At 68.4% G+C, this 23,197-nt stretch carries 28 protein-coding genes and 1 pseudogene; 12 read left to right on the top strand and 17 right to left on the bottom strand.

Features of this window, described 5'->3' with window-relative positions:
• Positions 1 to 54: 54 nt before the first annotated feature.
• Positions 55 to 360: a hypothetical protein gene (locus tag ACSQ89_RS20070; RefSeq protein WP_436290978.1), complete on the bottom strand. Its 306-nt coding sequence runs from the start codon at positions 358 to 360 to the stop codon at positions 55 to 57.
• Between ACSQ89_RS20070 and ACSQ89_RS20075 the strand changes: the two genes are divergently transcribed.
• Positions 344 to 1,102 carry a hypothetical protein gene (locus ACSQ89_RS20075; RefSeq protein ID WP_436296350.1) on the top strand — a complete coding sequence of 253 codons (759 nt, stop codon included), beginning with the start codon at positions 344 to 346 and terminating at the stop codon, positions 1,100 to 1,102. The genes ACSQ89_RS20070 and ACSQ89_RS20075 overlap by 17 nt on opposite strands.
• Before the next feature lie 129 nt (positions 1,103 to 1,231).
• Positions 1,232 to 1,582, top strand: a complete 351-nt coding sequence (locus ACSQ89_RS20080) for an alpha/beta hydrolase (RefSeq protein WP_436290976.1) — start codon at positions 1,232 to 1,234, stop codon at positions 1,580 to 1,582.
• A gap of 1 nt (position 1,583) precedes the next feature.
• Here ACSQ89_RS20080 and ACSQ89_RS20085 read toward each other — a convergent pair whose 3' ends face one another.
• Positions 1,584 to 2,171 carry a TetR/AcrR family transcriptional regulator gene (locus ACSQ89_RS20085; protein ID WP_436290975.1) on the bottom strand — a complete coding sequence of 196 codons (588 nt, stop codon included), beginning with the start codon at positions 2,169 to 2,171 and terminating at the stop codon, positions 1,584 to 1,586.
• 96 nt (positions 2,172 to 2,267) lie between these two features.
• On the opposite strand from ACSQ89_RS20085, the gene ACSQ89_RS20090 reads away from it, so the two are divergent.
• Positions 2,268 to 2,735: a DUF1348 family protein gene (locus tag ACSQ89_RS20090; RefSeq protein ID WP_436290974.1), complete on the top strand. Its 468-nt coding sequence runs from the start codon at positions 2,268 to 2,270 to the stop codon at positions 2,733 to 2,735.
• A gap of 24 nt (positions 2,736 to 2,759) precedes the next feature.
• On the opposite strand, the gene ACSQ89_RS20095 is transcribed toward ACSQ89_RS20090, so the two are convergent.
• Positions 2,760 to 3,515 (bottom strand): TOBE domain-containing protein, encoded by a 756-nt coding sequence (locus tag ACSQ89_RS20095; protein WP_436290973.1) that lies wholly within the window; start codon positions 3,513 to 3,515, stop codon positions 2,760 to 2,762.
• Between the two features lie 57 nt (positions 3,516 to 3,572).
• Between ACSQ89_RS20095 and modA the strand changes: the two genes are divergently transcribed.
• From modA to modC, 3 genes are read left to right on the top strand one after another with little or no spacing between them, the layout of a single operon-like run.
• Positions 3,573 to 4,334, top strand: coding sequence for a molybdate ABC transporter substrate-binding protein (modA, locus tag ACSQ89_RS20100; RefSeq protein ID WP_436290972.1), 762 nt, complete (start codon positions 3,573 to 3,575; stop codon positions 4,332 to 4,334).
• 13 nt (positions 4,335 to 4,347) lie between these two features.
• Positions 4,348 to 5,022: a molybdate ABC transporter permease subunit gene (modB, locus tag ACSQ89_RS20105; RefSeq protein WP_436290971.1), complete on the top strand. Its 675-nt coding sequence runs from the start codon at positions 4,348 to 4,350 to the stop codon at positions 5,020 to 5,022.
• The gene (gene modC / locus ACSQ89_RS20110; protein ID WP_436290970.1) at positions 5,019 to 6,092 is read left to right on the top strand and encodes a molybdenum ABC transporter ATP-binding protein; all 1,074 of its coding nucleotides are present in this window, start codon (positions 5,019 to 5,021) and stop codon (positions 6,090 to 6,092) included. The genes modB and modC overlap by 4 nt, the downstream gene beginning before the upstream one ends.
• 3 nt (positions 6,093 to 6,095) lie before the next feature.
• Here the strand turns inward: modC and ACSQ89_RS20115 are convergent, their stop codons facing one another.
• Positions 6,096 to 6,473 carry a nuclear transport factor 2 family protein gene (locus ACSQ89_RS20115; protein WP_093103018.1) on the bottom strand — a complete coding sequence of 126 codons (378 nt, stop codon included), beginning with the start codon at positions 6,471 to 6,473 and terminating at the stop codon, positions 6,096 to 6,098.
• A 138-nt stretch (positions 6,474 to 6,611) separates the two neighbouring features.
• On the opposite strand from ACSQ89_RS20115, the gene ACSQ89_RS20120 reads away from it, so the two are divergent.
• The gene (locus tag ACSQ89_RS20120) at positions 6,612 to 7,517 is read left to right on the top strand and encodes a ketopantoate reductase family protein (protein WP_436290969.1); all 906 of its coding nucleotides are present in this window, start codon (positions 6,612 to 6,614) and stop codon (positions 7,515 to 7,517) included.
• Positions 7,518 to 7,523: 6 nt separating this feature from the next.
• On the opposite strand, the gene rbsK is transcribed toward ACSQ89_RS20120, so the two are convergent.
• From rbsK to ACSQ89_RS20160, 8 genes are all read right to left on the bottom strand, one after another.
• Positions 7,524 to 8,480 carry a ribokinase gene (rbsK, locus tag ACSQ89_RS20125; protein ID WP_436290968.1) on the bottom strand — a complete coding sequence of 319 codons (957 nt, stop codon included), beginning with the start codon at positions 8,478 to 8,480 and terminating at the stop codon, positions 7,524 to 7,526.
• Positions 8,477 to 8,926 (bottom strand): ribose 5-phosphate isomerase B, encoded by a 450-nt coding sequence (gene rpiB / locus ACSQ89_RS20130; RefSeq protein ID WP_436290967.1) that lies wholly within the window; start codon positions 8,924 to 8,926, stop codon positions 8,477 to 8,479. Before rpiB ends, rbsK begins: the two co-directional genes overlap by 4 nt.
• A 25-nt stretch (positions 8,927 to 8,951) precedes the next feature.
• A complete protein-coding gene (locus ACSQ89_RS20135; RefSeq protein ID WP_436290966.1) occupies positions 8,952 to 9,743 on the bottom strand; it encodes a transporter substrate-binding domain-containing protein in 792 nt (263 codons plus the stop codon).
• Positions 9,744 to 9,782: 39 nt separating this feature from the next.
• Positions 9,783 to 10,544, bottom strand: coding sequence for an amino acid ABC transporter ATP-binding protein (locus ACSQ89_RS20140; protein ID WP_093103010.1), 762 nt, complete (start codon positions 10,542 to 10,544; stop codon positions 9,783 to 9,785).
• Positions 10,519 to 11,220 carry an amino acid ABC transporter permease gene (locus ACSQ89_RS20145; RefSeq protein WP_093103008.1) on the bottom strand — a complete coding sequence of 234 codons (702 nt, stop codon included), beginning with the start codon at positions 11,218 to 11,220 and terminating at the stop codon, positions 10,519 to 10,521. Before ACSQ89_RS20145 ends, ACSQ89_RS20140 begins: the two co-directional genes overlap by 26 nt.
• Positions 11,220 to 11,900, bottom strand: coding sequence for an amino acid ABC transporter permease (locus ACSQ89_RS20150; RefSeq protein WP_212733618.1), 681 nt, complete (start codon positions 11,898 to 11,900; stop codon positions 11,220 to 11,222). The genes ACSQ89_RS20145 and ACSQ89_RS20150 overlap by 1 nt, the downstream gene beginning before the upstream one ends.
• Positions 11,897 to 12,676, bottom strand: a complete 780-nt coding sequence (locus tag ACSQ89_RS20155) for a FadR/GntR family transcriptional regulator (RefSeq protein WP_093103007.1) — start codon at positions 12,674 to 12,676, stop codon at positions 11,897 to 11,899. The genes ACSQ89_RS20150 and ACSQ89_RS20155 overlap by 4 nt, the downstream gene beginning before the upstream one ends.
• Positions 12,677 to 12,744: 68 nt before the next feature.
• Positions 12,745 to 14,055, bottom strand: coding sequence for a D-amino acid dehydrogenase (locus ACSQ89_RS20160; RefSeq protein ID WP_436290965.1), 1,311 nt, complete (start codon positions 14,053 to 14,055; stop codon positions 12,745 to 12,747).
• 99 nt (positions 14,056 to 14,154) lie between these two features.
• On the opposite strand from ACSQ89_RS20160, the gene ACSQ89_RS20165 reads away from it, so the two are divergent.
• Positions 14,155 to 14,622 carry a winged helix-turn-helix transcriptional regulator gene (locus tag ACSQ89_RS20165; protein WP_093103004.1) on the top strand — a complete coding sequence of 156 codons (468 nt, stop codon included), beginning with the start codon at positions 14,155 to 14,157 and terminating at the stop codon, positions 14,620 to 14,622.
• A 13-nt stretch (positions 14,623 to 14,635) separates the two neighbouring features.
• Here ACSQ89_RS20165 and ACSQ89_RS20170 read toward each other — a convergent pair whose 3' ends face one another.
• Positions 14,636 to 16,909: a hypothetical protein gene (locus tag ACSQ89_RS20170; protein ID WP_436290964.1), complete on the bottom strand. Its 2,274-nt coding sequence runs from the start codon at positions 16,907 to 16,909 to the stop codon at positions 14,636 to 14,638.
• 546 nt (positions 16,910 to 17,455) lie between these two features.
• Between ACSQ89_RS20170 and ACSQ89_RS20175 the strand changes: the two are divergent.
• The 3 genes and pseudogenes from ACSQ89_RS20175 to ACSQ89_RS20185 all read left to right on the top strand — a co-directional run.
• Positions 17,456 to 17,615: pseudogene (locus ACSQ89_RS20175) on the top strand (transcriptional regulator); the annotation flags it as partial.
• A gap of 15 nt (positions 17,616 to 17,630) precedes the next feature.
• Positions 17,631 to 18,140, top strand: a complete 510-nt coding sequence (locus ACSQ89_RS20180) for a molybdopterin-dependent oxidoreductase (protein WP_093103001.1) — start codon at positions 17,631 to 17,633, stop codon at positions 18,138 to 18,140.
• Positions 18,141 to 18,253: 113 nt separating this feature from the next.
• Entirely contained in the window at positions 18,254 to 18,805 is a 552-nt protein-coding gene (locus tag ACSQ89_RS20185; RefSeq protein ID WP_436290963.1) for a methylated-DNA--[protein]-cysteine S-methyltransferase, read from the top strand.
• 20 nt (positions 18,806 to 18,825) lie between these two features.
• On the opposite strand, the gene ACSQ89_RS20190 is transcribed toward ACSQ89_RS20185, so the two are convergent.
• The 4 genes from ACSQ89_RS20190 to ACSQ89_RS20205 are packed head-to-tail and all read right to left on the bottom strand — an operon-like array spanning position 18,826 to position 21,890.
• Positions 18,826 to 19,641, bottom strand: a complete 816-nt coding sequence (locus ACSQ89_RS20190) for a molybdate ABC transporter substrate-binding protein (RefSeq protein WP_436290962.1) — start codon at positions 19,639 to 19,641, stop codon at positions 18,826 to 18,828.
• Positions 19,628 to 20,455, bottom strand: a complete 828-nt coding sequence (locus tag ACSQ89_RS20195) for an extracellular solute-binding protein (RefSeq protein ID WP_436290961.1) — start codon at positions 20,453 to 20,455, stop codon at positions 19,628 to 19,630. The genes ACSQ89_RS20190 and ACSQ89_RS20195 overlap by 14 nt, the downstream gene beginning before the upstream one ends.
• Positions 20,452 to 21,144, bottom strand: coding sequence for an ABC transporter ATP-binding protein (locus tag ACSQ89_RS20200; RefSeq protein WP_093102995.1), 693 nt, complete (start codon positions 21,142 to 21,144; stop codon positions 20,452 to 20,454). The genes ACSQ89_RS20195 and ACSQ89_RS20200 overlap by 4 nt, the downstream gene beginning before the upstream one ends.
• Positions 21,141 to 21,890 (bottom strand): ABC transporter permease, encoded by a 750-nt coding sequence (locus ACSQ89_RS20205; RefSeq protein WP_093102993.1) that lies wholly within the window; start codon positions 21,888 to 21,890, stop codon positions 21,141 to 21,143. The genes ACSQ89_RS20200 and ACSQ89_RS20205 overlap by 4 nt, the downstream gene beginning before the upstream one ends.
• 129 nt (positions 21,891 to 22,019) lie before the next feature.
• Here ACSQ89_RS20205 and ACSQ89_RS20210 point away from each other — a divergent pair, with 129 nt between their 5' ends.
• Positions 22,020 to 23,114, top strand: a complete 1,095-nt coding sequence (locus ACSQ89_RS20210) for a substrate-binding domain-containing protein (RefSeq protein ID WP_093102992.1) — start codon at positions 22,020 to 22,022, stop codon at positions 23,112 to 23,114.
• The last annotated feature ends 83 nt before the right edge of the window (positions 23,115 to 23,197 follow it).

Raw genomic sequence — 23,197 nt, forward strand, 5'->3', positions numbered from 1 at the left:
AAACGGCTGACAGACAGACGGCTGCCGGTGTGGACAGTGCGGAGGTATTGTTTGCTATTCAGGGAGTTTGCTCATGTCGGTGGTGTGTAGGACTTGCGGAAGCCGGAACCGCGACAAGGCGATGTTCTGCAGCGGCTGCGCGGGCCGCTTGCCCGGCTTCATGCCGACCGGCCCTTCGGCCCTCGATGCCGTCAAGACCAGCCGCGCCGCGCCGATCTCGCCATTCGACGCGCCGATGTCCCCCTTGGACGCGCCGTTTTCGCGGCCCCGCGCCGCTTCGCTGGCGCTGCTGCCGGCCGAGACGGCAGCCTTCTGGCTTCGCCTGTTACTGTCGGCATTGGCCATGAGCGTGGTTTTCATCGGCTGGTATCTGTATGTCACGCGCGATGTCGCGGAACCGTCGTGGTGGCCGAAACTGAACGCGGCGGCGGCGGCACCTGAAGCCAAGGCGCCGCCATCGGAAAAAGCTGCAGTGGCGGTGCCAGCGCCAGCATCGACACCAGCACCGCCGCAGGCCGCGGCGCCTGCGCCCGTTGCGCCCGTTGCGCCCGTTGCGCCCGTTGCACCCGTTGCACCCGTTGCACCCGTTGCGCCGGCTGTGCCCGTCGCGGCTGCACCCGCTGCACCAGCCGCTGCACCAGCCGCTGCACCTGCACCCGCTGCACCTGCAACGCCCGTCGCTGCGGCGCCGTCCCAGTCCAACGAAGAAAAATCCTCGGCGGCACCAGCCGCCCCCTCTCGCTCCGCCGCGCTCTCGGAGCGCACTCGCGCGAATCCGCCGATGGCCCCGCGGCAGGCGCGCGCTCCGGCATGGAACCGTGACGACCTGGGGCCGCCGATCGCGCCCGGTCCCGGACCGCTGGTGGGCTCGGGGCTCCGCGACCCGGGTCCACCGGTCGTGCCGGGTCCCGGCCCGCTGGTCAGCTCTTCTCGCGCGACCACACCGACCTTCGACGACCCGGGACCACCGGTCGTCCCCGGTCCAGGCCCCCTCGTCAGCTCGTCCCGCACGCCCGCATGGGCCGCCGACGACGCGGGACCGCCGATCGCCATCGGCCCCGGACCGCTGGCCAATCCGGTCCGCGCGCCTCGCGCCAGGTAGCGCCGCTCGAGGGACCGCGCGTCCCATTGTTTCCAAGTCGCAAACGCCGCGGTTCTTTTCGCGGCGTTTTTTCGAGGGCCTTCGCACCCACACTTCATCTCACCAACCAACCGATTTGAAGGAACCGAAATGAATGCCTCGAAGATCATCGCCGCTGCTGCCTTCTCGCTCGTGGCCGCCGCCGGCGCGCAAGCGGAAACCTATGACGGCGTGCACACCCTGACCTCGGCGGCCAGCCGCTCGGAAGTGGCCGCCGGAGGCGTCGCCGCCGCACGCGCCGGCAATCAGTACGCCGATGGCGCCAGCGCCGGTGCGCAGACCTTCACGTCCACCGCCGACCGCGCCACCATTCGCGCGGAGGCGGTCGCCAAGGCGCACGACCCGTTCGAGAGCCTGGATCGCCGTGCCTTCTATCGCGACGAGGTGCCGGCCGCCTACAAGAAGCCGAAGGTGTCGTTCACGCGCCAGGCCGGCCTGTAAATCAGGCTTCGCCGCTGCTTCGCAGCAGCTTCACGAGCCGGTCCAGCGTCTTCAGCGCTGCGTCCGGCGTTTCGTCGAACTGCGCGTGAACGATGGCGCCGTCGACCGCCAGCGCGATGAGCTGCGCGTCCTTCGCGCGCTGGCGCGACGGCGGCAGCAGCTTCTCGATCTCCGCCGTCATCTCGCGCTTGTGGCTGCGCGCGATCTCCACCACCTCCGGCAAGGCGCCGCCGAGCTCGCTCACGCTGTTGAGGAAGGCGCAACCGCGATAGCCGGCATCCGCAACCCAGTCGCGCAGCGCAGGCACCAGCGCATCGATGCCCTTGCCGCGCTTCGCGCCGTGGCGCTCCAGCGCATCGACGAACCACTTCATCCAGCGCTCGTGGCGGTAGGCCAGGAAGGTGCGGATCAGCTCGTTCTTGCTCGGGAAGTGGCGGTAGAAGGTGACCTTGGTCACGCCCGACTCGGCGATCACGCGGTCGATGCCGGTGGCGCGGATGCCTTCGCGGTAGAACAGGTCGTGCGCGGTCAGCAGGATGCGCTCGTTGGGAGGGCGGTCCTTGAGCTCGGGAGCGACGGGGCTTGGCATGACGCCATTGTAGACAGATCTGTCTACGTGCATTAGACTGGCGACGTAGACAGCTCTGTCTACCTTCTTCCAATCACTCCTCGGGAACCCGCCGCCATGGAAACACGCCCGCCCCTGCCCCCCTTCACATTCGAAACCGCAACCCAGAAGGTTCGCCTGGCCGAAGACGGCTGGAACTCGCGCGACCCGGCCCGCGTCGCGCTGGCCTACAGCGAAGACACGCGCTGGCGCAACCGCGCCGAGTTCCCGGTCGGCCGGGCGGCCGCGCAGGCGCTGCTCGAGCGCAAGTGGGCGCGCGAACTCGACTACCGGCTGATCAAGGAGCTGTGGGCCTTCGGCGGCCCGCGCATCGGCGTGCGCTTCGCCTACGAGTGGCACGACGACGCCGGCAACTGGTTTCGCAGCTACGGCAACGAGAACTGGGAATTCAACGAGCACGGCCTGATGACGCATCGCCACGCGAGCATCAACGACCTGCCGATCAAGGAAAGCGAACGCAAGTTCTTCTGGCCGCTGGGCCGCCGGCCGGACGATCACCCGGGTTTGAGCGACCTCGGGCTCTAGAAGGGCCTGTTCAGGCCCTCGCCCTCACCCCGGCAGCGCCACCACCACCGCCGCTTCGTCGATGGTGGCCACCACGCGCTGCCGCGTGCGCAGCCCCGAGCCGGCCGGCGCGAAGCCGACCAGTTGCAGGCCGCTGTCGAGCGTGATCGCGATCTCGTCGCCGTCCTCGCCGCGCGCCGCGCCCTGCACCAGGCCGCCGAGCTGATTGCCACGGGTCCTTCGCGCTGCCGCAACGCGCTCCACGCGTACCGCGGTCGCCTTGCACAGCGCGATCGCCGGCATGCCTTCTGCCAGCCCCAGCAGTTCCGCGCTCTCCTGCGTGATGCGCGCGGCGATGGGCTGCTGCGCATCGCAGCCGAGCCTCATGTGCACGCGCACGATGCGGCCGGTGGATTCGAGCGCGGCCACGATCGCAGGCAGCTGGTTGCGCATGCTGGTGCGGATCGAGAGCCGCGCCGCCGCCGTGCCGGCACTGGCGCCTGCCCGCGACTGAACGGCACGGCGCGCCGCATCCAGCGCCTCCGCCAGTTCGAGCAGTTGCGCCCCGTGCGCGGTGAGCACGGCGCCGCCGCCGCCCGCGCCGCCCACCGCGCGCGCCACCAGCGGCACGCCGGCCAGGTTGGTGAGCGTGGCGACCGCCTGCCAGGCCGCCTTGTAGCTCACGGCCGCCTCGCGCGCGGCCTGGGAGATGCTGCCGGTGCGGCCGATGCCGCGCAGGATGTCGATGCGCTTGTCGCTCATGCCATGGCCGAGCGCGTCGCCGAAACGGGGAGATGCCATGCGCGGATTGTGCCGTTGGCTCTACACTCGCGCTATTCCGTTGATGAATAGCGCTCCGTGAAGCCCCCACTCGCCTTTCGCCTCGCCGCCGCCACGCTGCTCACGCTCGGTGCGTCGCTCGCCAGCCAGGCGGGGGAAGTCCAGATCGCGGTCGCGGCCAACTTCTTCGCGCCCATGAAGGCGATCGCCGCCGAGTTCGAGAAGACGACCGGCCACAAGGCCGTGCTCTCCTCGGGCGCGACGGGCAAGTTCTATGCGCAGATCCAGAGCGGCGCGCCTTTCGACGTGTTCCTCGCGGCCGACGACGAGACGCCGGCCAAGCTCGACAAGGAAGGCGCTACTGTGCCGGGCAGTCGCTTCACCTACGCCACCGGCAAGCTGGTGCTGTGGTCGGCCAAACCCGATCTGGTGGATGCCAAAGGCGAGGTGCTCAGGAGCACGAAGTTCGCCCACATCGCGCTGGCCGCGCCCAAGCTCGCACCCTACGGAGCGGCGGCGGTGGAAACGCTCACGCGCCTCGGCCTGCTGGCACAGCTCGAACCCAAGTTCGTGCAGGGCGAGAGCATCGGGCAGGCCTTCAGCTTCGTCTCCACCGGCAATGCGGAACTCGGCTTCGTCGCGCTCTCGCAAGTCTGGGAGAACGGCAAGCTCAAGAGCGGCTCGGCCTGGATCGTGCCCGCTGAACTGCACGGCCCCATCCGGCAAGACGCTGTGCTGCTCGCCCGCGGCAAGGACAACGCGGCCGCCGCTGCGCTCATCGCGTATCTCAAGTCGGATGCAGCCAAGGCCGTGATCCGGTCCTTCGGCTACGACGTCTGAGCGCCGATCCTGCATGCCCACAGCCTCCGACCTCGGCGCCATCGTCCTCACGCTGAAGCTCGCGGCGCTGACCACGCTGATCCTGCTGCTGGTGGGCTCGCCGCTGGCCTGGTGGCTGGCGCGCACGCGCTCGGCATGGAAGGGGCCGGTCGGTGCGCTGGTGGCATTGCCGCTGGTGCTGCCGCCCACGGTACTGGGCTTCTACTTCCTGGTGACGATGGGGCCCAACGGGCCGATCGGCGCGTTGACGCAATGGCTCGGTATCGGGGTGCTTCCGTTCACCTTCGCGGGGCTGGTGATCGGCTCAGTGGTCTATTCGATGCCCTTCGTGGTGCAGCCAATCCAGAACGCCTTCGAGGCGATCGGCCAGGAGCCGCTCGAGGCGGCGGCAACGCTCAGGGCCTCGCCGCTCGACTCCTTCTTCAGCGTGGTGCTGCCGCTCGCGCGGCCGGGCTACCTCACCGCGGTCGTGATGGGCTTCGCCCACACGGTGGGCGAGTTCGGCGTGGTGCTGATGATCGGCGGCAACATCCCCGACAAGACGCGCGTGGTGTCGGTGCGGATCTACGACCACGTCGAGGCGCTCGAATACACGCAGGCGCACTGGCTGGCAGCCGGCATGGTGGCGTTCTCATTCCTCGTGCTGCTGGCGCTCTATGTGCTCAATCCGACGGGACAGCGGCGATGAGCGATGGCGTGCATGTGCGGTTGAAGGTCGACCACCCCGGCTTCTCGCTCCAGGTCGAGCTCGACCTGCCGGGCCGCGGCGTGAGCGCGCTCTTCGGGCCCTCGGGCTGCGGCAAGACCACTTGCCTGCGCGCCATCGCGGGGCTGCAACGCGCACCCGGTGCGCAGGTGACGGTCAATGGCGAGGCCTGGCAGGACGGCGACATGTTCCTGCCCACGCACCGGCGGCCGCTGGGCTATGTGTTCCAGGAGACGCGGCTCTTCGCGCACCTGGACGTTCGGCGCAACCTCGAATACGGCATGAAGCGGGTCGCCACAGCCGATCGGCGCGTGTCGCTCGCGCAGGCGGTGGAACTGCTGGGCATCGGCCACCTGCTCGCGCGCCGGCCCGACACGCTCTCGGGCGGCGAACGCCAGCGCGTGGGCATCGCGCGTGCACTGGCCACCAGTCCGCGGCTGCTGCTGATGGACGAACCGCTCGCCTCGCTGGACCTGCAGCGCAAGCGCGAGATCCTCCCCTACCTCGAGCGGCTGCATGCCGAGCTCGACATGCCGGTGATCTATGTGAGCCACGCGCCCGACGAGGTCGCGCGCCTGGCCGACCACCTGGTGCTGCTCGACGCCGGACGCGTGACTGCGAGCGGCCCGGCCAACGCGCTGATGACACGGCTCGACCTGCCGCTGGCGCACGGCGATGCGGCGGGTGCGGTGGTCGCCGCGGTGGTGACGGGCTACGACGCCGCCTACGGCCTGACGCAGCTCGCGTTCGCGGGCGGCACGCTCTGCCTGCCGCACAGCGGCGCGCGCGTGGGGCAGGCGGTGCGGGTTCGCATCCAGGCGCGCGACGTCAGCCTCACGCTGCAGCACCAAGCCGCGACCAGCGTGCTCAACATCCTGCCCGCGACCGTGGCCGACCTGGCCGAAGACGGACCGGCCCAGGTCATGGTCGGGCTGGACCTCGGCGGCGCACGCCTGCTCGCGCGCATCACGCGCAAGTCGGCCGAGCTGCTGCGCCTTGGCGTGGGCTCGGCCGTGCATGCGCAGGTCAAGGGCGTCGCGATTCTCGAATAGGCCTCAGGCGCCGACCGGCACCTTGTCGAGGAAGCCCGTGACCGACTGCAGCTTGCCCGCTTGGAGCTGGACGAAATCGGTGCCTTCGATCAGGTCTTCGGCGCCGCTCGGGCCCAGGGTCCACGAGAAGCGCAGGTGGTCGCCGTGCGCATCGGCCTCGCCCTTGAGCCTGAAGCGGAAGCCCGGATAGCGCTGGTGCACGCCGCCGACCAGTGCGCTGATCTGCGCGCGGCCACTGCCCTGCATGATCGGATCGACGTAGCGCGCGTCGGCGCTCCAGTGGGTTTCGAGCAGCGCGAGGCGGCGCTCGGCGTCGGTCTCGTTCCAGACGGCGATGTAGTGTTCGGCAATGCGCGCGGCATCGGGGGCGGCGGTGTTCATGGCGTTTCCTTTCTGTTCAGGGCCCGCAACGGCGCGGGGTGAATGAATGGTCCCCGCGAGCGCGCCGCGGGTCGATGACGTGGGAGGTCATGGGCGCAACGGCACTACCATGCAGGGAGGACTTTTTCGGAGCAGGTCATGAAGATCGCGGTGATGGGTGCGGGCGCAGTGGGTTGCTACTACGGCGGCATGCTGGCGCGCGCCGGCCATTCGGTGGTGCTGATCGGCAGGGCGCAGCACGTCGAGGCGATACGCCGCGACGGCCTGCTGCTCGATACGCAGTCCTTCAAGGCGCATGTGCCGATCGAGGCCAGCACGGAAGTCAGCGCCGTGCAGGGCGCGCAGCTGGTGCTGTTCTGCGTCAAGTCCACCGACACCGAGAGCGCTGCCGCGCAGATGGGTCCGCACCTGATGCCGGATGCGCTGGTGCTCACGCTGCAGAACGGCGTCGACAACGCCGACCGGCTGCAGGCGGCGCTGCGCCAGCAGGTCGCGGCGACGGTGGTGTATGTCGCCACCGAGATGGCGGGGCCTGGCCACGTGAAGCACCACGGCCGCGGCGAGCTGGTCATCGCGCCGTCGCCCCGCAGCGATGAGGCCGCGCGCCTCTTCATCGAGGCCGGCGTGCCGACGCAGATCTCCGCCAACGTGGCGGGCGCGCTGTGGGCCAAGCTGATCCTCAACTGCGCCTACAACGCGCTGTCGGCGATTTCACAGCTGCCTTACGGCCGGCTCGTGCAGGGCGCCGGCGTGGACGCCGTGATGCGGGACGTGGTGCAGGAATGCCTGGCCGTGGCGGAGGCCAGCGGCGTGACCGTGCCCGGCGACAGCTGGGCCGCCGTCGAGCGCATCGCGCAATCGATGCCGACCCAGTTCTCCTCCACCGCGCAGGACCTGGCGCGCGGCAAACGCAGCGAAATCGACCACCTCAACGGCTACGTGCTGCGCAAGGGTGAAGCGCTGGGCATCGCGACGCCGGCCAATCGCGTGCTGCACACGCTGGTGAAGCTGATCGAGGGACGGTCGCCCGAGGCCGCGGCCTGAGCCGCATCAGCCCAGTGCCACCCGGCTCGGCCGCGGAACCGCAGGCAGTGCCGCGAGGTCTTGCCGATGCGGCATCGACACCTGCGCGCCCGCCTTCGTCACGCTGAGCGCCGCGGCCTGGATGCCAAGCGCGATGCCTGCATCGATGGATTCCTTGTTCGCGAGCGCGGCACACAGCGCGCCGATGAAGGTGTCGCCGGCCGCCGTGGTGTCGACCGCCTGGACTGCCAAGGCCGCGAAGTGGCGGCAGCCGTCGGCGTTGGCGACCACGACGCCGTCGCCGCCCATCGTGAGAATCACCTGCGCCGGACCGCGTTGTCGCAGGGCATCGGCCGCGCGGGCGGCACTCGCCGTGTCGCGGACCGCGATGCCGCTCAACATGGCGGCTTCTGTTTCGTTCAGCACGAGGATGCCCACGAGCGGCCACAGCGCGTCGGGCAGCGGCTGCGCAGGGGCCGGGTTCAGCACCACCGTGCAGCCGGCGGCGTGCGCGATCGCCGCCGCCTCGCACACCGCCGGCATGGGAACCTCGAGCTGCAGCGACAGGATGCACGCCGCCGCGAGAGCGCTGCGCAGCCGGCCGATGTCTTCGGTGCCGACGGATGCGTTCGCGCCGGGACTCAGCGCAATGCGGTTCTGCGCGCCGTCGTCGACCATGATCAAGGCCACGCCGGTCGACGCCGCATCGGTGGCCACATGGCGGGCATCCACGCCGTCGGCTTCGAGCGAGGCCTTCAGCGCAAGCCCGAAGGCGTCGTCGCCCACGCGGCCGACCATGGCCACACGGGCGCCCTGCCGCGCGCACGCCACGGCCTGGTTGGCACCCTTGCCGCCCGGATTGCTCATGAAGGAACGAGCCTCGAGGGTTTCGCCGGCATCCGGCACGCGCGGCACACGGAGCACCAGGTCCATGTTGAGGCTGCCGAACACCACGACCTCGGGCGTGGCGTGGTCGGAGTTCAAGACTCGGCGTCCATCTGGTGGAGCATCTCGACGCGGCGGCGAAAATCCTCGTCCTCCGCCGCGAAGCGCGCCCCCAGGTAGGAGGTGACGAGGTCGGCGGCGAGCCAGGGGCCGACGATCTGCGCGCCGATGCACATGACGTTCACGTCGTCGTGCTCGACCGACTGGTGCGCCGAATGCACGTCGTGGCAGACCGCCGCGCGGATACCCTTCATCTTGTTGGCGGCGATCGACGCGCCGACGCCGGTGCCGCACACCATGATGCCGCGCTCGACCTCGCCGGCGACGATCTTGGCGGCCACCGCGCGCGCCACATCCGGAAAGTCGACCGGTCGGTCGTCGTGGCTGCCGACGTCGACGACCTCGTGGCCGAGCTTCCTGATGTGGTCGACCACGGCGCTTTTGAGCACCCAGCCGGCGTGGTCCGAACCGATGACGAGACGCATGAATTCCTCTTCGGGTTGTGAATGATCAGGGACGCATGTTCGCGGGCAGATCGCTGCCGTGGAACTTCTTGTAGATGGCGTTGAGCTTGCCGTTCTGGAGATTGGCCGTGACCCACTCGTTGAGCTTGGCGACCATGCGCTCCTCGCCCTTCTTGACGCCGATGGCGAGATCGAGATTGCGCAGCACGATCTTCTGCTCGAACGGGCGTTGCGGGTTCTTCGCGGTGATCTGATTCATGATCGTGACCGAGGTGGAGACGATGTCGGCCTGGCCACTGACGCCGGCGGTGACCATGGTCGCATCGTCGTCGTAGCGCACCACCTTGAAGTCCCTGTCCTTCGCCAGCTGGGTGAGTTCGGTGTCCTGCGTGGTGCCGCGCGTGACGGTGACCGACTTGCCCTTCAGGTCGGGCCAGTCCTTGATCGCCAGATCCTTGCGCGCGCCGATGACGGAGACCAGCGCCGCATACGGCTTCGAGAAGTCGATGACCTTCTGGCGCTCCGGGGTCACCGACAGCGTCGAGACCACGATGTCGGCCTTGCCGGTCTGCAGGTTCGGAATGCGCGTGGCGCCGGTGGTCTGCACGAACTCCAGTTCGAGCCCCCAGTCCTTGGCGAGCAGCTGCGCGGTTTCGACGTCGGAGCCGGTCGGCTTGAGGTCCTTGTCGAGCATGCCGGACGGTGGAATCGAGAAGTCCGTTGCGATGCGGATCTTCTTCGCCTTCATCACGTCGTCGAGCACGTCGGCATGCGCGGCAGCCGCCAGCGTGAGGCAGGCGGCGGCCAACAGGGTGGGCAGTGAACGGAAAAGCTTCATGACGGTGTTGTCTCCATGTTTTCGAAAGAAGGCCAGCCTTCAGAGCTCGCTGGCCACGAACTGCCGAAGCTCGGCGGTTTGCGGGGATGACAGGATCTCGGGGCCGCCGCGCTCCCAAACCCTGCCGCGGTGCATGAACAGCACCTGATCTGCGACCTTGCGCGCGAACGCCATCTCGTGGGTGACCATGACCATGGTCATGCCGCCGGCCGCGAGGTCCTCGATGACGTGCAGCACCTCGCCGGTGAGCTCCGGATCGAGCGCCGAGGTCACCTCGTCGAACAGCATCACCTTCGGCTGCATCGCCAGAGAGCGCGCGATGGCAACCCGCTGCTGCTGGCCGCCCGAGAGCTGCTCGGGATAGCAGGACGCCTTCTCCGCAAGGCCGACCTTGGCCAGCACCTCGTGTGCGAGCGTGCGCGCCGCCTGCTTGGCCACGCCCTTGGCCGAGCGCGGCGCGAGCATGATGTTCTGCTCGATGGTCAGGTGCGGAAAGAGGTTGTAGCTCTGGAAGACGATGCCGACATCGAGCCGCAGCGCCTTGAGGTCGACGCCGGCCGCGTCGACGCGATGGCCGCAGACCACGATCTCGCCGCTGTCGATGCGTTCCAGGCGATCGATGCAGCGCAGTGCGGTGCTCTTGCCGGAGCCGCTGCGGCCGATGATCGCCGTGACCTCGCCGCGGCCGACTTCGAAGCCGACGCCTTCGAGCACCTTCAGCGCGCCGAAACTCTTGTGCACGTCGTGCAGGCGCACGACCGGCGCCGCGGCGCACTCAGGATTGGGCGAGGACTGGGTCATGGGTGAAGACGGCTTTCGCCGCAGTGGGAGACGCGACGGCCCTGCGCTCGAGCCGGCGGCTCCAGACCGAGAGCGGATAGCACAGCGCGAAGTAGATCGCCGCGATGAAGAGGTAGACGATGAAGGGCTCGAAGATCGAGTTGTTGATGATCTGCCCCGAGCGCGCGAGTTCGACGAAGCCGACCACCGACGCCAGCGAGGTGTTCTTGACGATCTGCACCATGAAGCCGACCGTGGGCGGCGTGGCCAGCCGCACGGCCTGCGGCAGCACGACCTTGAACATGCGCTGCGTGCGGCCGAGCGCCAGGCATTCCGCAGCCTCCCATTGCGCGCGCGGCACCGCCTGGATGGCGCCGCGCCAGATCTCGCCGAGATAGGCCGACACGTAGATCGTCAGGGACACGCCGGCCGCGGCGAGTGCGGAGACCTTGATGCCCAGGGTCGGCAGCCCGAAGAAGGCCAGGAACATGATGACCAGGAGCGGCGAGCCCTGCACCAGCTGGACCCACAGCCCCGTCGCCGCGCGCACCCAGCGATGGGGCGAGACCCGCGCCAGCGCGACGATGAACGCGCACAGCCCGCCGCCGACGAAGGCGATGAGCGAGAGGATCGCGGTCCACCCGGCGCCCTGCAGCAGGAACAGCAGGTGGTTGGCGTTGAACGCGGTGCCGGTCATCACAGCGCGGTGCCCAGTCTGCGGCGGCGCGGGAACAGCAGCGCGCCCAGACCCCAAAAGCCGAGGCGCATCAGCAGCGACAGCAGGATGTAGGCGGCGCCGACGAGGATGAAGGTCTCGAAGGGCCGGTAGGTGTCCGACTGCACGTGGTTGGCGATCGCGGTGAGCTCTTCGGCCGAGATCTGCGAACAGATCGACGAGGCCAGCATCAGCAGCACGAACTGGCTGGTCAGCGCCGGGTACACGCGTTCCATCGCGGGCAGCAGCACGACGTGCCAGTACACCTGCAGCCGCGAAAGCCCGAGGCATTCGGCAGCCTCGATCTGGCTGCGGTTCACCGAATCGAAACCGGCGCGCATGATTTCCGTCGCATAGGCGCCGGCATTGACCGCGAGCGCGATCACCGCGACGGTGAACGCCGACAGCGACAGGCCGAGACTCGACAGGCCGAAGTAGACGAGAAAGATCTGGACCAGGAGCGGCGTATTGCGGATCAGTTCCACATAGGCGCCGCAGGCACGCGCCAGCAGCCGGTGGCTGCTTCGCCTGCCGGCCGCGCACAGCGTGCCGATCGCAAAGCCCGAGAGCGTGGCGACCAATGCCAGGCGCACGGTCAGCCACGCGCCCTCGACGAACAGCGGCCAGCGTTCGAGCACGACCCCGAAGTCGAAATCGATCACGCCACCTCCTCGCGCGTCGGCGGCCGGCCGCGCGCGGCAGGCCCGGTGGCGGCCTTGCGCCGGTATTCGTCGCCGATGCTGAAGTGCTTGCGCAGCACCTGGTCGGCCCGGTCTTCGTCGCGCGCGACGAGCGCCTGAAAGATGCGCGCATGGTCTTCGACCAGGTACTGCTTGACCGCCGGATCGCCGCCGACCACGTCGCGGCGCTCATGGTGCGAGCGCATCAGGAGCGTCGACATCGCGGCATACAGCTGCATCAAGGTCTCGGAGCGGCTTGCCCGCACCAATGCGGTGTGGAACTCGTAGTCGGCGCGGCTGCCCTCTTCGGAGTCGTCGACTGTCGCCTCGATCCGGTCGACCGCCGCGGCGATGCGCTCCAGGTCGGATGTCGATGCGTGCCGGCAGGCCAGGCGCACGGCCTGCACCTCGATCGCGATGCGCGCCTGCATCACGTCGTCCACGATGTCGGCCTGCTGCGCCATCGAGAACGCGAAGAAGTCGCCGAGCACCGACACGTCGGGCTTGCGGACGATGGTGCCCACGCGCTCGCGGATCTCGACCACGCCCATCATCGACAGCGCGCGCAGCGCCTCGCGCACGATGGGCCGGCTCACGCCCAGCTGCAGCGCGAGTTCGCGTTCGGGCACCAGCCGATCTCCCGAACGGATGCTGCCTTCGAGCAGCTTGTCGCGCAGGAAGGCGAACACCTTGGAGAAGCCGGTGCCTTCGGCCTCTTGCGTCCGCGTGATCGTGGGTGGCTGGATCTTTCTTGTCATGCCGTGGTTTTACCAGCGGCAAAACCACGGCGCATCCAGGCTATCCCTCTACGGAAAAACCCGAGGGCTCAGGCCGAGGCGCCGCTCGGCAACGCGCCGACAGGACCACGCGGCGCGGGCGAAAGGTAGCGGTCCATCGCCAGGCCGTCGGTGCGGATGTCGGGCCGCCGCCCCATCACCTGGTCGGCCACCAGCTTGCCCGAGCCGCAGGCCATGGTCCAACCCAGCGTGCCGTGGCCGGTGTTGAGGAACAGGTTGGCGTACGGCGTGGCACCGACGATCGGCGTGCTGTCGGGCGTCATCGGCCTGAGGCCGGTCCAGAAAGTGGCGCGCGGCAGGTCGCCGCAGGGGAACAGGTCGGTGATCACCCGCTCCAGCGTCTCGCGCCGGCGCGGGTTCAGGCGCAGGTCGAAGCCGCCGAGCTCGGCCATGCCGCCGACGCGGATGCGGTCGTCGAAGCGCGTGACCGCGACCTTGTAGGTCTCGTCGAGCACGGTGGACTGCGGCGCCACGGCCGGGTCGACGAGCGGTACGGTCATCGAATAGCCCTTGACCGGGTAGACCGGGATGTCCAGGCCCAGCTTGGCTGCGAAGTCGCGCGAATAGCTGCCGAAGGCGAGCACGTAGCGATCGGCCGTGAGCACTTCGCGCGCCGGGCCGGCGAGGCGCACGCCGGTGATGCGGCCGCCTTCGGTGGCGAGCCCTTCGACGTCTTGTTCGAAACGGAAATCCACACCCAGCCCGCGCGCGACTTCGGCCAAGCCGCGCGTGAACAGGTGGCAGTCGCCGGTTTCGTCATTGGGCAGACGCAGGCCGCCGGCCAGCAGATCGCCCGTGCGCGCCAGCGCCGGCTCGACCGTCGCCAGCTGGCTGCGATCGAGCAGTTGGTAAGGCACGCCGCACTCCTGCAGCACGGCCACGTCGCGTTGCACGGCGTCGAGCTGGGCCTGCGTGCGGAACAGCTGCAGCGTGCCCTGCGTGCGGTGCTCGTAGCGGATGCCGGTTTCGGCGCGCAGCTCGCGCAGACAGTCGCGGCTGTATTCAGCCACGCGCATCATGCGTTCCTTGTTGACCGCATAGCGCTCGGGCGAGCAGTTCTTCAGCATGGCCGCCATCCAGCGCAACTGGAACAGGCTGCCGTCGGGCCGGATCGAGAGCGGCGCGTGCTTCTGGAACATCCACTTCAGGGCCTTGAAGGGAATGCCCGGCGCGGCCCAGGGCGTGGAATAGCCGGGCGACACCTGGCCGGCGTTGGCGAAGCTGGTTTCTTCCGCGGGGCCGCTCTGGCGATCGACGAGCGTCACTTCCGCGCCGGCACGGGCCAGGTAATAGGCGGTCGTGACACCGATGACACCGCCGCCCAGAACGATCACTTTCATGGCAAGACACCTTCGCTGCGAGAGAAGGGTCAAGCGTATTCATTCATCTGCCATAAACTCCACTGAAATATCGACACATTCCAGTGCTTTTTGCTGCCCATGACCGAACTCGACCGCACCGACCGCAAGATCCTCGACATCCTGCAGCGCCAGGGCCGCATCTCCATGACCGAACTGGCCGAGCAGATCGGCCTCTCGACCTCGCCCTGCTCCGAGCGCGTGCGGCGCATGGAACGCGAAGGCGTGATCACCGGCTACCACGCGCGCATCGATCCGCAGGCGATCGGCAAGACGCTCCTGGTGTTCGTGGAAATCACGCTGTCCTCCAAGTCGGCCGACGTCTTCGACAAGGTGAGGAAGGAATTGCTGCACGTGCCCGAGGTGATGGAATGCCACCTGGTGTCGGGTGGCTTCGACTACCTGGTGAAGGCGCGCCTGCGCGCCATGAGCGACTACCGCCGCCTGCTGGGCGACCTGCTGAAGAAGCTGCCGGTGCCGGCCGAGTCGAACAGCTATGTGGTGATGGAAGAGGTCAAGGAAAGCCTGTACCTGCCGCTCGATCGCTGAGGCTTCGGGCGGATCAGGGCACGTTGGCTGTCCTGATATGGAAGGGCCGGCCCTCCATCGTGAAGCTGCCGCCGAACTCCATGTTCATGCCGCCGGTGCCCTGCACCGGACAGCCGCCCGGCGGCTGGCAGGCCCAGGAGCCGCCGCGGTTCGCGAAGATCACCGAGCCGTAGCGGTAGTTCGACACCACCTTGCCGGTGTAGTCCGCAATGCTCAAGACCATGTTGTCGCTTGCAAAGTTGTCGGCATCCTCGACCGCGATCGGGTCGACGATGCGCGAGTCCTGCAGGGTGCGAACCACGCTGCCGCTGTTGCCGTCGCCTGCGAACCTCACCCACTGGATCTTGCGATCGCCGCGCGAAGCCACCAGCACCTGCTCGTTCAAGGGCTCGAAGGTCCTGTTCTCCGGGTCGATCTTCGAGATCGCCAGCGAGGTCGGGTTCTTCCCGATCGCGACACGGCCCTTCTCGACGACGTCCGTGACCGTGGTGCCGGTGGGCACGTTGCCCAGGCCGTAGATGCGCAGCGAGCCTTCTTCGGTGGCGATCCAGGCGCGGTGAGTCGGCCCGAAGATGGTCGTCTTCACCGCTGTCGGCTTGCTGTCCAGCGCCACCGTCGTGATCACCGTCGGCGTCTGCTGCGGCTTGTTGGCGAAGGTGTACGGCCACTGGTTGTCGGCCTGACCCAGGTTGGTGAACTCCGTCGGGCCGGTACCGAAGTAGACGCTGTTGACGTAGCTGAACAACGGCTTCAGGTCGATGAAGGCGGCCTTCTTCTCCGACTTGGAGATGACCACCGCCACACCCGACTTGGCATACCTATTGGCGTTCGTGCCGGAACCCGAGAACGTCGCGCGCTTGGCCGAATCGGTCAGCGGCGAGTAGGTCTGCCCCATGAACTCGCCGTACTTTTCCGGCAGTGCCGTCTGGAACTGGTCGAAGCCCGTGGTGACGGCGATCTCGGTCGGCGCGTTCATGCCCGGCAGGTCGATGTAGCCCAGCACCTTCATGAAGGCGATGTTGCCCATGTTCGGCAGGCCCGGGTACACGCCCATCCACTCGTGCCACCAGTCGTACCAGGCGTCGTAGCTGCCGTTCTGGGCCGAGTTGTAGGGGTTGCAGTTGTTGCACAGCCCCGCCAGCGAGATCACCGCCACCTGGCCCTTCAGCGCCGTCGTGTCCCACACCGTCACCAGCGCGTATTCGCTGGTGTTGGTGATGGCCATGCCGGTCGGCACCTTGTTGGCGGGCAGTTTCACCGAGCCCCGGTTGTTCGCCGTGTTGCTGCCGGCGGTGCCGATCAGGCCGTTCTGGAAAGCCACCAGCGAGGTGGCGCAGAAGCCTACGCGCCCGCCGCAACGCGCCACCGCCACCGGCTCGCCGGTCGTGAGGCCGGCGGTCTTGTAGGTGCTGACGTTGTAGTTGGTGCGTCCGGCGCTGCCGTCCCACGCGGCCGCTTCCTGCCAGGGCAATTGCGGCGCTTGCGCGAAGGTGTTGTGGTCGATGGCGGAGATCTGCAGATCGCCCACCCCCATGCGCACCGCGGTGTTGTCGGCGACAAAACCGACGTGGGCCTGGTTGGTCATGTAGAGGCCGGGATCTTCGAGAAGAGGTCCCCCCAGTTGCCAGGTGCCTCCGTGGTAACTCATGGTCTGGTCCGCACGCTTGAACAGCGTCGGGATGCCGGTGTTGTTCACGGCCGGCGCATTGCCGTAGCGGTAGGCGATGCCCTCCGCCGTGGCCAACTTGAGCGCCAGGGCGCGGTAGCTATCGGCCACCACTCGGCCGGCGCTGTCGACGACATCGCCGGAGACGGGTGCGGGTGCGGGTGCGGGCGCGGGCGCGGGCGCCGGGGCCGGCGCTGGAGCCGGGGCGGGTGCCGGAGCCGGCGCGGGGGCGGGAGCCGGCGCGGGAGCGGGAGCGGTGCCGGGTGCTGCGCCGAGGGAATAGCAAGCCTTCACGACAAAAGGCGAAGGGTCTTTGCCGAAGAATTCGTTCGTGCACTGGCCGGTGCCGCTGACTGTCTTTTGAACCCACGATGAGCCGGACCCGTACTGCACAAGGGTGGCAGCAGCGACGGTGAACGACGAGCCCTCGCCCGCGAGCAGCGTGCCTGCTGCAGGCGCGGTGGGCGCGGGTGCAGGTGCAGGTGCAGGTGCAGGTGCAGGTGCAGGTGCAGGCGCAGGCGCAGGCGCGGGCGCGGGGCCTTGGATGTAACACGCCTTCGCCACATAGGGCAGCGGATCGCCAAAGGTCGCATTGCTGCACTCGACCGAACCCGAGAGCAATCTCTTCCTCCAGGTCGAGTTGGCCCCGTACTGCACGGTCGTCGTCGAAGCCAGTGTGAATCGCTGATTCTCGACAGCCACCTTGGTCCAGCTCGAATCAAGCGCCTTCTCGACCGGTGCCGCTTCTTTTTCGACGGCAGGGTCGGTTGGCGCAGCAGAGGTGGACGGTGCTGCAGTCGTATCCGATGCCATCCCTTGCATCACCGGAAATCCACTTCCACCGCCTCCTCCACCCCCACACGCTGCGAGCGCGGCTGCTGCAGTAACAAGCAGAAGCGCGCTTTTTCCAGTGGATTTCATCCAATACCCTCCAAAAAGGATCGAGGCCGGGGTGCAGGAGCGGTCTGATACGCGTTCCAACAATGTTTGCATTTTGTTTCGTTTACGCCCTTTTATCGCCGTTTACGTTACGTCTGTTTCCTTTGGTAACCTGTTAAACGCAAATACTTACATCAGGACTCCTGATCTGGTCTGGCGTTCAGGGATTTCTGGAAACCCGGCGGATGGACGAAAAGCCAGGCCCCGGCGCATTGCTGCACGTCATGGGTCGCGCATGAGTTGCTGCACGTGCCCGAGGTGATGGAATGCACCTCGTGTCGGGTGGCTTCGACGACCTGCCGAAGAAGCTGCCGGTGACGGCCGATCGCACAGCTATGTCGTGATGGAAGAGGTCAAGGAAAGCCTGTACCTTCCGATGGATCGATGACTCCCCGGAGCCCTGATGCACCTCCTTCTCCGTCTGATCCTTTGCCTGACGCTGTTCACCGCCCCTGCGATCGCGACGGCGCAGCCCAGCCAGCAGCTTGAAGTGGCGGGCGCGGTGCGGCAGCAACTCCGGCTCGACGCCGCAGCGCTCGCAGCCTTCCCGGCTGCGGAGATCGGCCAGTTCACGCAATCGCGCAGCGGGCAAGGCACCGAAACGCGCAGCTCGGTGCGCGGGGTCAAGGTTTCCGCACTGGTCGCTCGCGCAGGTCTCGCCGCACCCGGGCGCAACGACTGGAAGACCCTCGTCGTCGTCGCGACGGCAACCGACGGCTACCGCGCCCTCTTCTCCTGGCCGGAGATCAGCAACACCGCGGTGGGCGAAGGCGTGCTGGTGCTGTTCGAACGCGACGGCAAGGCGCTCGACGAACGCGAGGGACGCATCGCACTGATCTCCGCGGCCGACCATCGGCTGGGCGCACGGCACGTGCGCAACCTGATGCGCATCGAGGTGCGCGCGCTCGATTGAGCGCTCACCGCGCAGGGCACAAGGAAGCGGCGATTCGAAAGCAAGGACCGGAGTGCGATCAGGCTGACGCGATGCCACAGTGAATCCTCACAGGAAGCAATGAGGACATCGCAATGAACACAACTGTTGATCACCGGGAAGGCGCAATGGAAGAACTCCGTTTCGCGTACGGAACCTTCTCGCTGGGCAGCGCACTGATCGCTGCCAGCGCCACGGGCGTCGCCGCCATCCTGATGGGTGACGACCGGCACGCGCTGCGCCGCGAGCTGGCGAGCGCGTTTCCGGATGCGCGGCTCGTGCTCGATGAAGCCGGGCTCGAGGATTCGGCGGCGAAGGTCGTCGCCTTTCTCGAAGCGCCGGAAGAGGGCCTGGATCTGCCGCTGGACATCCGCGGCTCGGCACTGGAGCTGGCGGTCTGGCAAGCCTTGCGCGCCGTGTCTGCCGGCGAGACCATCACCTACGGCCGGATCGCCAAGGCCTTGCCCGTAACTGCGACCGCGCAGGAAGTCGGCGCCGCCTGTGCCGCCAACGTGCTCGCGGTTGCCATCCCCTGCCACCGCGTGCTCAAGGCCGATGGATCGATCTCGGGCTATCGCTGGGGCGTGCGGCGCAAGAGGAAATTGCTGAGGCTCGAAGCCACCGCGGCCGCGCACAGCCTCCTTTAGGGCAAGACCGGTTGTCGATATCAGGGCGCGAGGAAGCCGGCCTTGCGCAACGCGCCCTGCCCTGCGCCATGGACCAGGTCGTCCGCAAAAGCCTGCGCCGCCGGGGCCGCGCCGCTGCGCACGGCCAGCCCGTATTCCGCGCTCACGTTGATGGCCGCAGGCACCTCGACAAGTTGAAGCCCCGGCGCCTCGGCGATGGCCACCACCGCGTTGGTGCAATAGGTCAGGAACACATCGGCCTGCCCGCTCGCGACCAGCATGCCGTAGACATTGCGTCCCGGCGGCGGTGCGGGCGAGTTCGGGCCACCGGTCAGTTGCAGCGCCTTGGTGGCCAGCGCACGCGCCGAACCTGCAGGCGCCGCTCCCGTGCGCTCGACGCGCTCGAACAGTTCGAAGGCATAGTCACCCGAGGGATCTGCCTTGGGCGTCGAGGTGCCGAGCTTGATCGCCGGGTCGAGCATCGTCTTGACCAGCGTGTCGCGCGTCACCGCCAGCCCAGGCCGCGCGAGCGCGCACAGCGCATTGCGAGCGAAGGCACGGGTCGGCCCCCATGCGCCGTCGGCGCCGAGAGATTGCGGATGCGCCATGTTGGCCGAGGCGAACACATCGGCCTTTTCTCCGGCCGCGATGCGGTCGCGCAGAAGGCCCGAGGCACCGAAAGTCAGCGCGATTCGCGTGCCCGGGTTCGCCTGTTCGAAAGCTTGCGCCGCCTGCGTGATCGGCGCGCGCAGGCTGCCCGCCGCATGGACCGCGAGCGTCTGCTGCTGTGCAGCGGCCGCGCCGGCGACCAGACCCGAGGCGAGAGCCACCGCGCGCCAGGCCCTACTGGCCCGCATTGGGAAAGAACAGCTGCTCGCCGCCGATCTTGTAGCTCGCGATGGTCGACTGCCCGGCCGGCGAGATCACCCAGTCGACAAACTTCTGCGCGCCGGCGCTGTTGAGTTGCGGAAACTTCGCCGGGCTCACGACCATCACGCCGTACTGGTTGAAGAGGCGTTTGTCGCCTTCCACCAGCACCGCCAGGTCGGCGCGATTCTTGAAGCTCAGCCAGGTGCCGCGGTCGGCCAGCACGTAAGCATTGCTCGAGGCCGCGATGTTGAGCGCCGGGCCCATGCCGCAGCCGCATTCCCTGTAGCCCGCGCCCTTCTTGTCGTTGGGCACTTGCTGGCCTGCGTCGGCCACGCCAGCCTGCGTCCAGAGCCGGCGCTCGGCGGCATCGGTGCCGCTCTTGTCGCCGCGCGAGACGAAGGCCGCATTGCTGGTCGCGATCTTCTTGAGCGCGGCGGCGATGTCCTTGCCTTTCACCGCGGCCGGGTCGTTCTTCGGCCCGACCAGCACGAAGTCGTTGTACATGACCAGGAAGCGCCTGGCCGCAAAGCCCTCGGCAACGAACTTCTCCTCGGCCGCGGTGTCGTGCACGAAGAGCACGTCGGCATCGCCGCGCTTGGCCATGTCGATCGCCTGGCCCGTGCCGACCGCGACCACCTTGATGTCGATGTTGCTGGCCTGCTTGAAGGCCGGCAGCAGGTGCGAGAACAGGCCCGACTGCTCGGTCGAGGTGGTGGACGCCATGGTGATGGTCTCGGCATTCGCCGAGAAGGTGCCGGCCGAGAAGACGAGCGCGAGCGCAAGAAACTTGAATGACTTCATACCAACTCTCCTTTGACGAACAGACGGGCCTCTTCCGGCAACGGCCCATTGAAGAAATCGTGTACCGGCAGGTCGGCCAGCACGCGGCCGTGCTCCAGATAGATCACGCGGCTCGCGAGCCGCTTGACCTGGCCGAGGTTGTGGCTTGCGAACACCAGCGTGCGGCCGTGCGCCGCATCGGCGATCAGGGCTTCGACCTCGCGCTTGGCGGTGGGATCCAGGCTCGCCGTCGGTTCGTCGAGCAGCAGCACGGCCGGCTTCAACGCCCAGGCGCGCGCCAGCGCCATGCGCTGCTGCTGGCCGCCCGACAGCGTGCGGGCGTTGCGGCCGGCCAGCGCGGCAAGGCCGACGCGCCCGAGCGCCGCCGTGGCCTCGCGCTGCGCGCTGCGCCATGGCGCGCCATGCAGCCAGAGCGCGAGCGCGACGTTGTTGCGCACGCTCATGCGCAGCATGTGCGGCCGCTGGAACAGCATGGCCTGCGCACGCAGCGGCACCTTGCCGACGAAGGCGCCGGACGCATGCGGCACCAGCCCGTGCAGCACGCGCAGCAGCGTGCTCTTGCCGCTGCCGTTGGCGCCGATCAGCGCGACGCGCTCGCCGGCATGGATGGACAGCGTGGCGCGGACCAGCGCCGGCACACGGCCGTAATGCACGTCGATCTCGTGCAGGCTGAAGAGCGCTTCGCTCACGACAGCACCTCCACCCGCCGAGCCGCTGCTGCATCGGCCGCGCCGCCGTCGACGCGCTCGCGCCAGCCGCGCACGGCCGAGATCGCGAGGTTGAGCAGCAGCACCACGCCCAGCAGCACCAGCCCGAGCGCAAGCGCGAGCGGCAGGTCGCCCTTGCTGGTCTCGAGCGCGATCGCGGTGGTCATCACGCGCGTGAAGCCGTCGATGTTGCCGCCGACGATCATCACGGCGCCGACTTCGGACACCGCGCGGCCGAAGGCAGCGATCAGCACCGTGATCAACGCATAGCGCTCGTCCCACACCAGGAGCAGCGCGCGCACCAGCCCGCCGGCGCCGAGCGAGCGCAGCTGCTCGCCATGTGCGCGATCGGCGTCCTCGACGGTCTGGCGCGTGAGGGCCGTGACCACCGGCAGCACCAGCAGCGCCTGCGCCAGCACCATGGCTTTGAAGGTGAACAGCCAGCCCAGGAAACCCAGCGGCCCCGAGCGCGAGAGCAGCAGGTAGATCACCAGCCCTACCACCACCGAGGGCAGCGCCAGCAGCGTGTTGAGCAGCGTGAGCAGCAGGCCGCGGCCGGCGAAGCGGGCCACCGCGAGCCAGGCCCCCAGAAGCAGGCCGAAGCCGCAGGCCAGCGCGCAGGCGGTGCCGCTGACGGCCAGCGAGCGCCCGACGATGGCGAGCAGCACCGGATCGGCCGAGACGACGAGCTGCCAGGCCGCGGCGGCGCTGTCGGTGAAGGTGTTCATGCAGGTGGTGGAGTTTGGAAGCCGGGGCAGTATGGGCAAACGCAGGGAGCCAACTTATGCAATCGCATGCATAGGTCAGGGTCGACCTCTGCATAATCCTTCGCGGCATCCCGCCCTCCTCCTTTCTCCGTGCAACAGATCGAACTTTCCTATGCCATCGCACCGCGCCGCAACGGCCGGACGCTGATCCGCAATCCGCTCATGGAGCTGCTGCACGCGGTGCGCGAGCACGGCTCCATCTCGGCCGCGTCACGGGTGCTGGGCCTGTCGTACCGGCACGTGTGGGGCGAACTCAAGCGCTGGGAGCAGACCCTGGGCCATCCGCTCGTGACCGGCGCGCAGGGCCGCTCGGCGCAGCTCTCCGAGTTCGGCGACAAGCTCCTGTGGGCCGAGCGCCAGGCGCAGGCCCGGCTCGCACCGCAGATCGAGGCGCTGCATGCCGATCTCGAACGCGCCTTCGCGCTCGCCTTCGACGACAGCATCCACGTGCTGAGCCTGCATGCGAGCCATGACGATGCGCTGGTGCTGCTGCGCGCGCACGCGGCCGAGAGCGCGCACCTGCAGCTCGACATCCGCTTCACCGGCAGCGTGGACGCGATCAGCGCGCTCAATGAGGGGCGTTGCGTGATGGCGGGCTTCCACACACTGGAGCGGCCGCCGCGCGGCTCGCTGGCGCAGCGCACCTACAAGCCGCTGCTCAAGCCCGGGCTGCACAAGATCATCGGCTTCGCGCGGCGCACGCAGGGCCTGATCGTCGCGCCGGGCAATCCGCTGGGCCTGCGCAGCCTGGCCGATGTCGCGAGCCGGCGCGCACGCTACGTGAACCGCGCGCTCGGCACCGGCACGCGCGTGCTGCTCGACGAGCTGCTCGAAGCGCAGAAGCTCGACGCCGATGCGCTCGAAGGCTATGCGCACTGCGAGCCGTCGCATGCGGCCGTCGCCCACGCGGTGGCGGCCGGCCAGGCCGACGCCGGGCTCGGGATCGAATCGGTCGCGCGCAGCGCGGGCCTGGGCTTCGTGCCGCTGGTCCACGAGCGCTATCACCTGGCCTGCCTCAAGTCGGCGCTCGACCAGCCCGCGATCCTGGCCCTGCTCACGCTGCTGCGCGGCGCCGCGTGGCAGCACCGCCTCGGCACGCTCGCCGGCTACGAGAGCGCCGGCAGCGGCGAGGTGCAGTCGCTGAACGCCCTGCTGCCGTGGTGGAGCTTCAAGCGGCCGAAGTGACGCTGCATCCCTGACGGACCAAACAAGTGCGCGCCGCGCACTTCAACGATGCGCCTTGCATCGCCATGCCGCGCCGCGGCCCT

It is taken from the genome of Variovorax sp. LjRoot175 (genome assembly GCF_964253805.1).
GTDB lineage: Bacteria > Pseudomonadota > Gammaproteobacteria > Burkholderiales > Burkholderiaceae_C > Variovorax.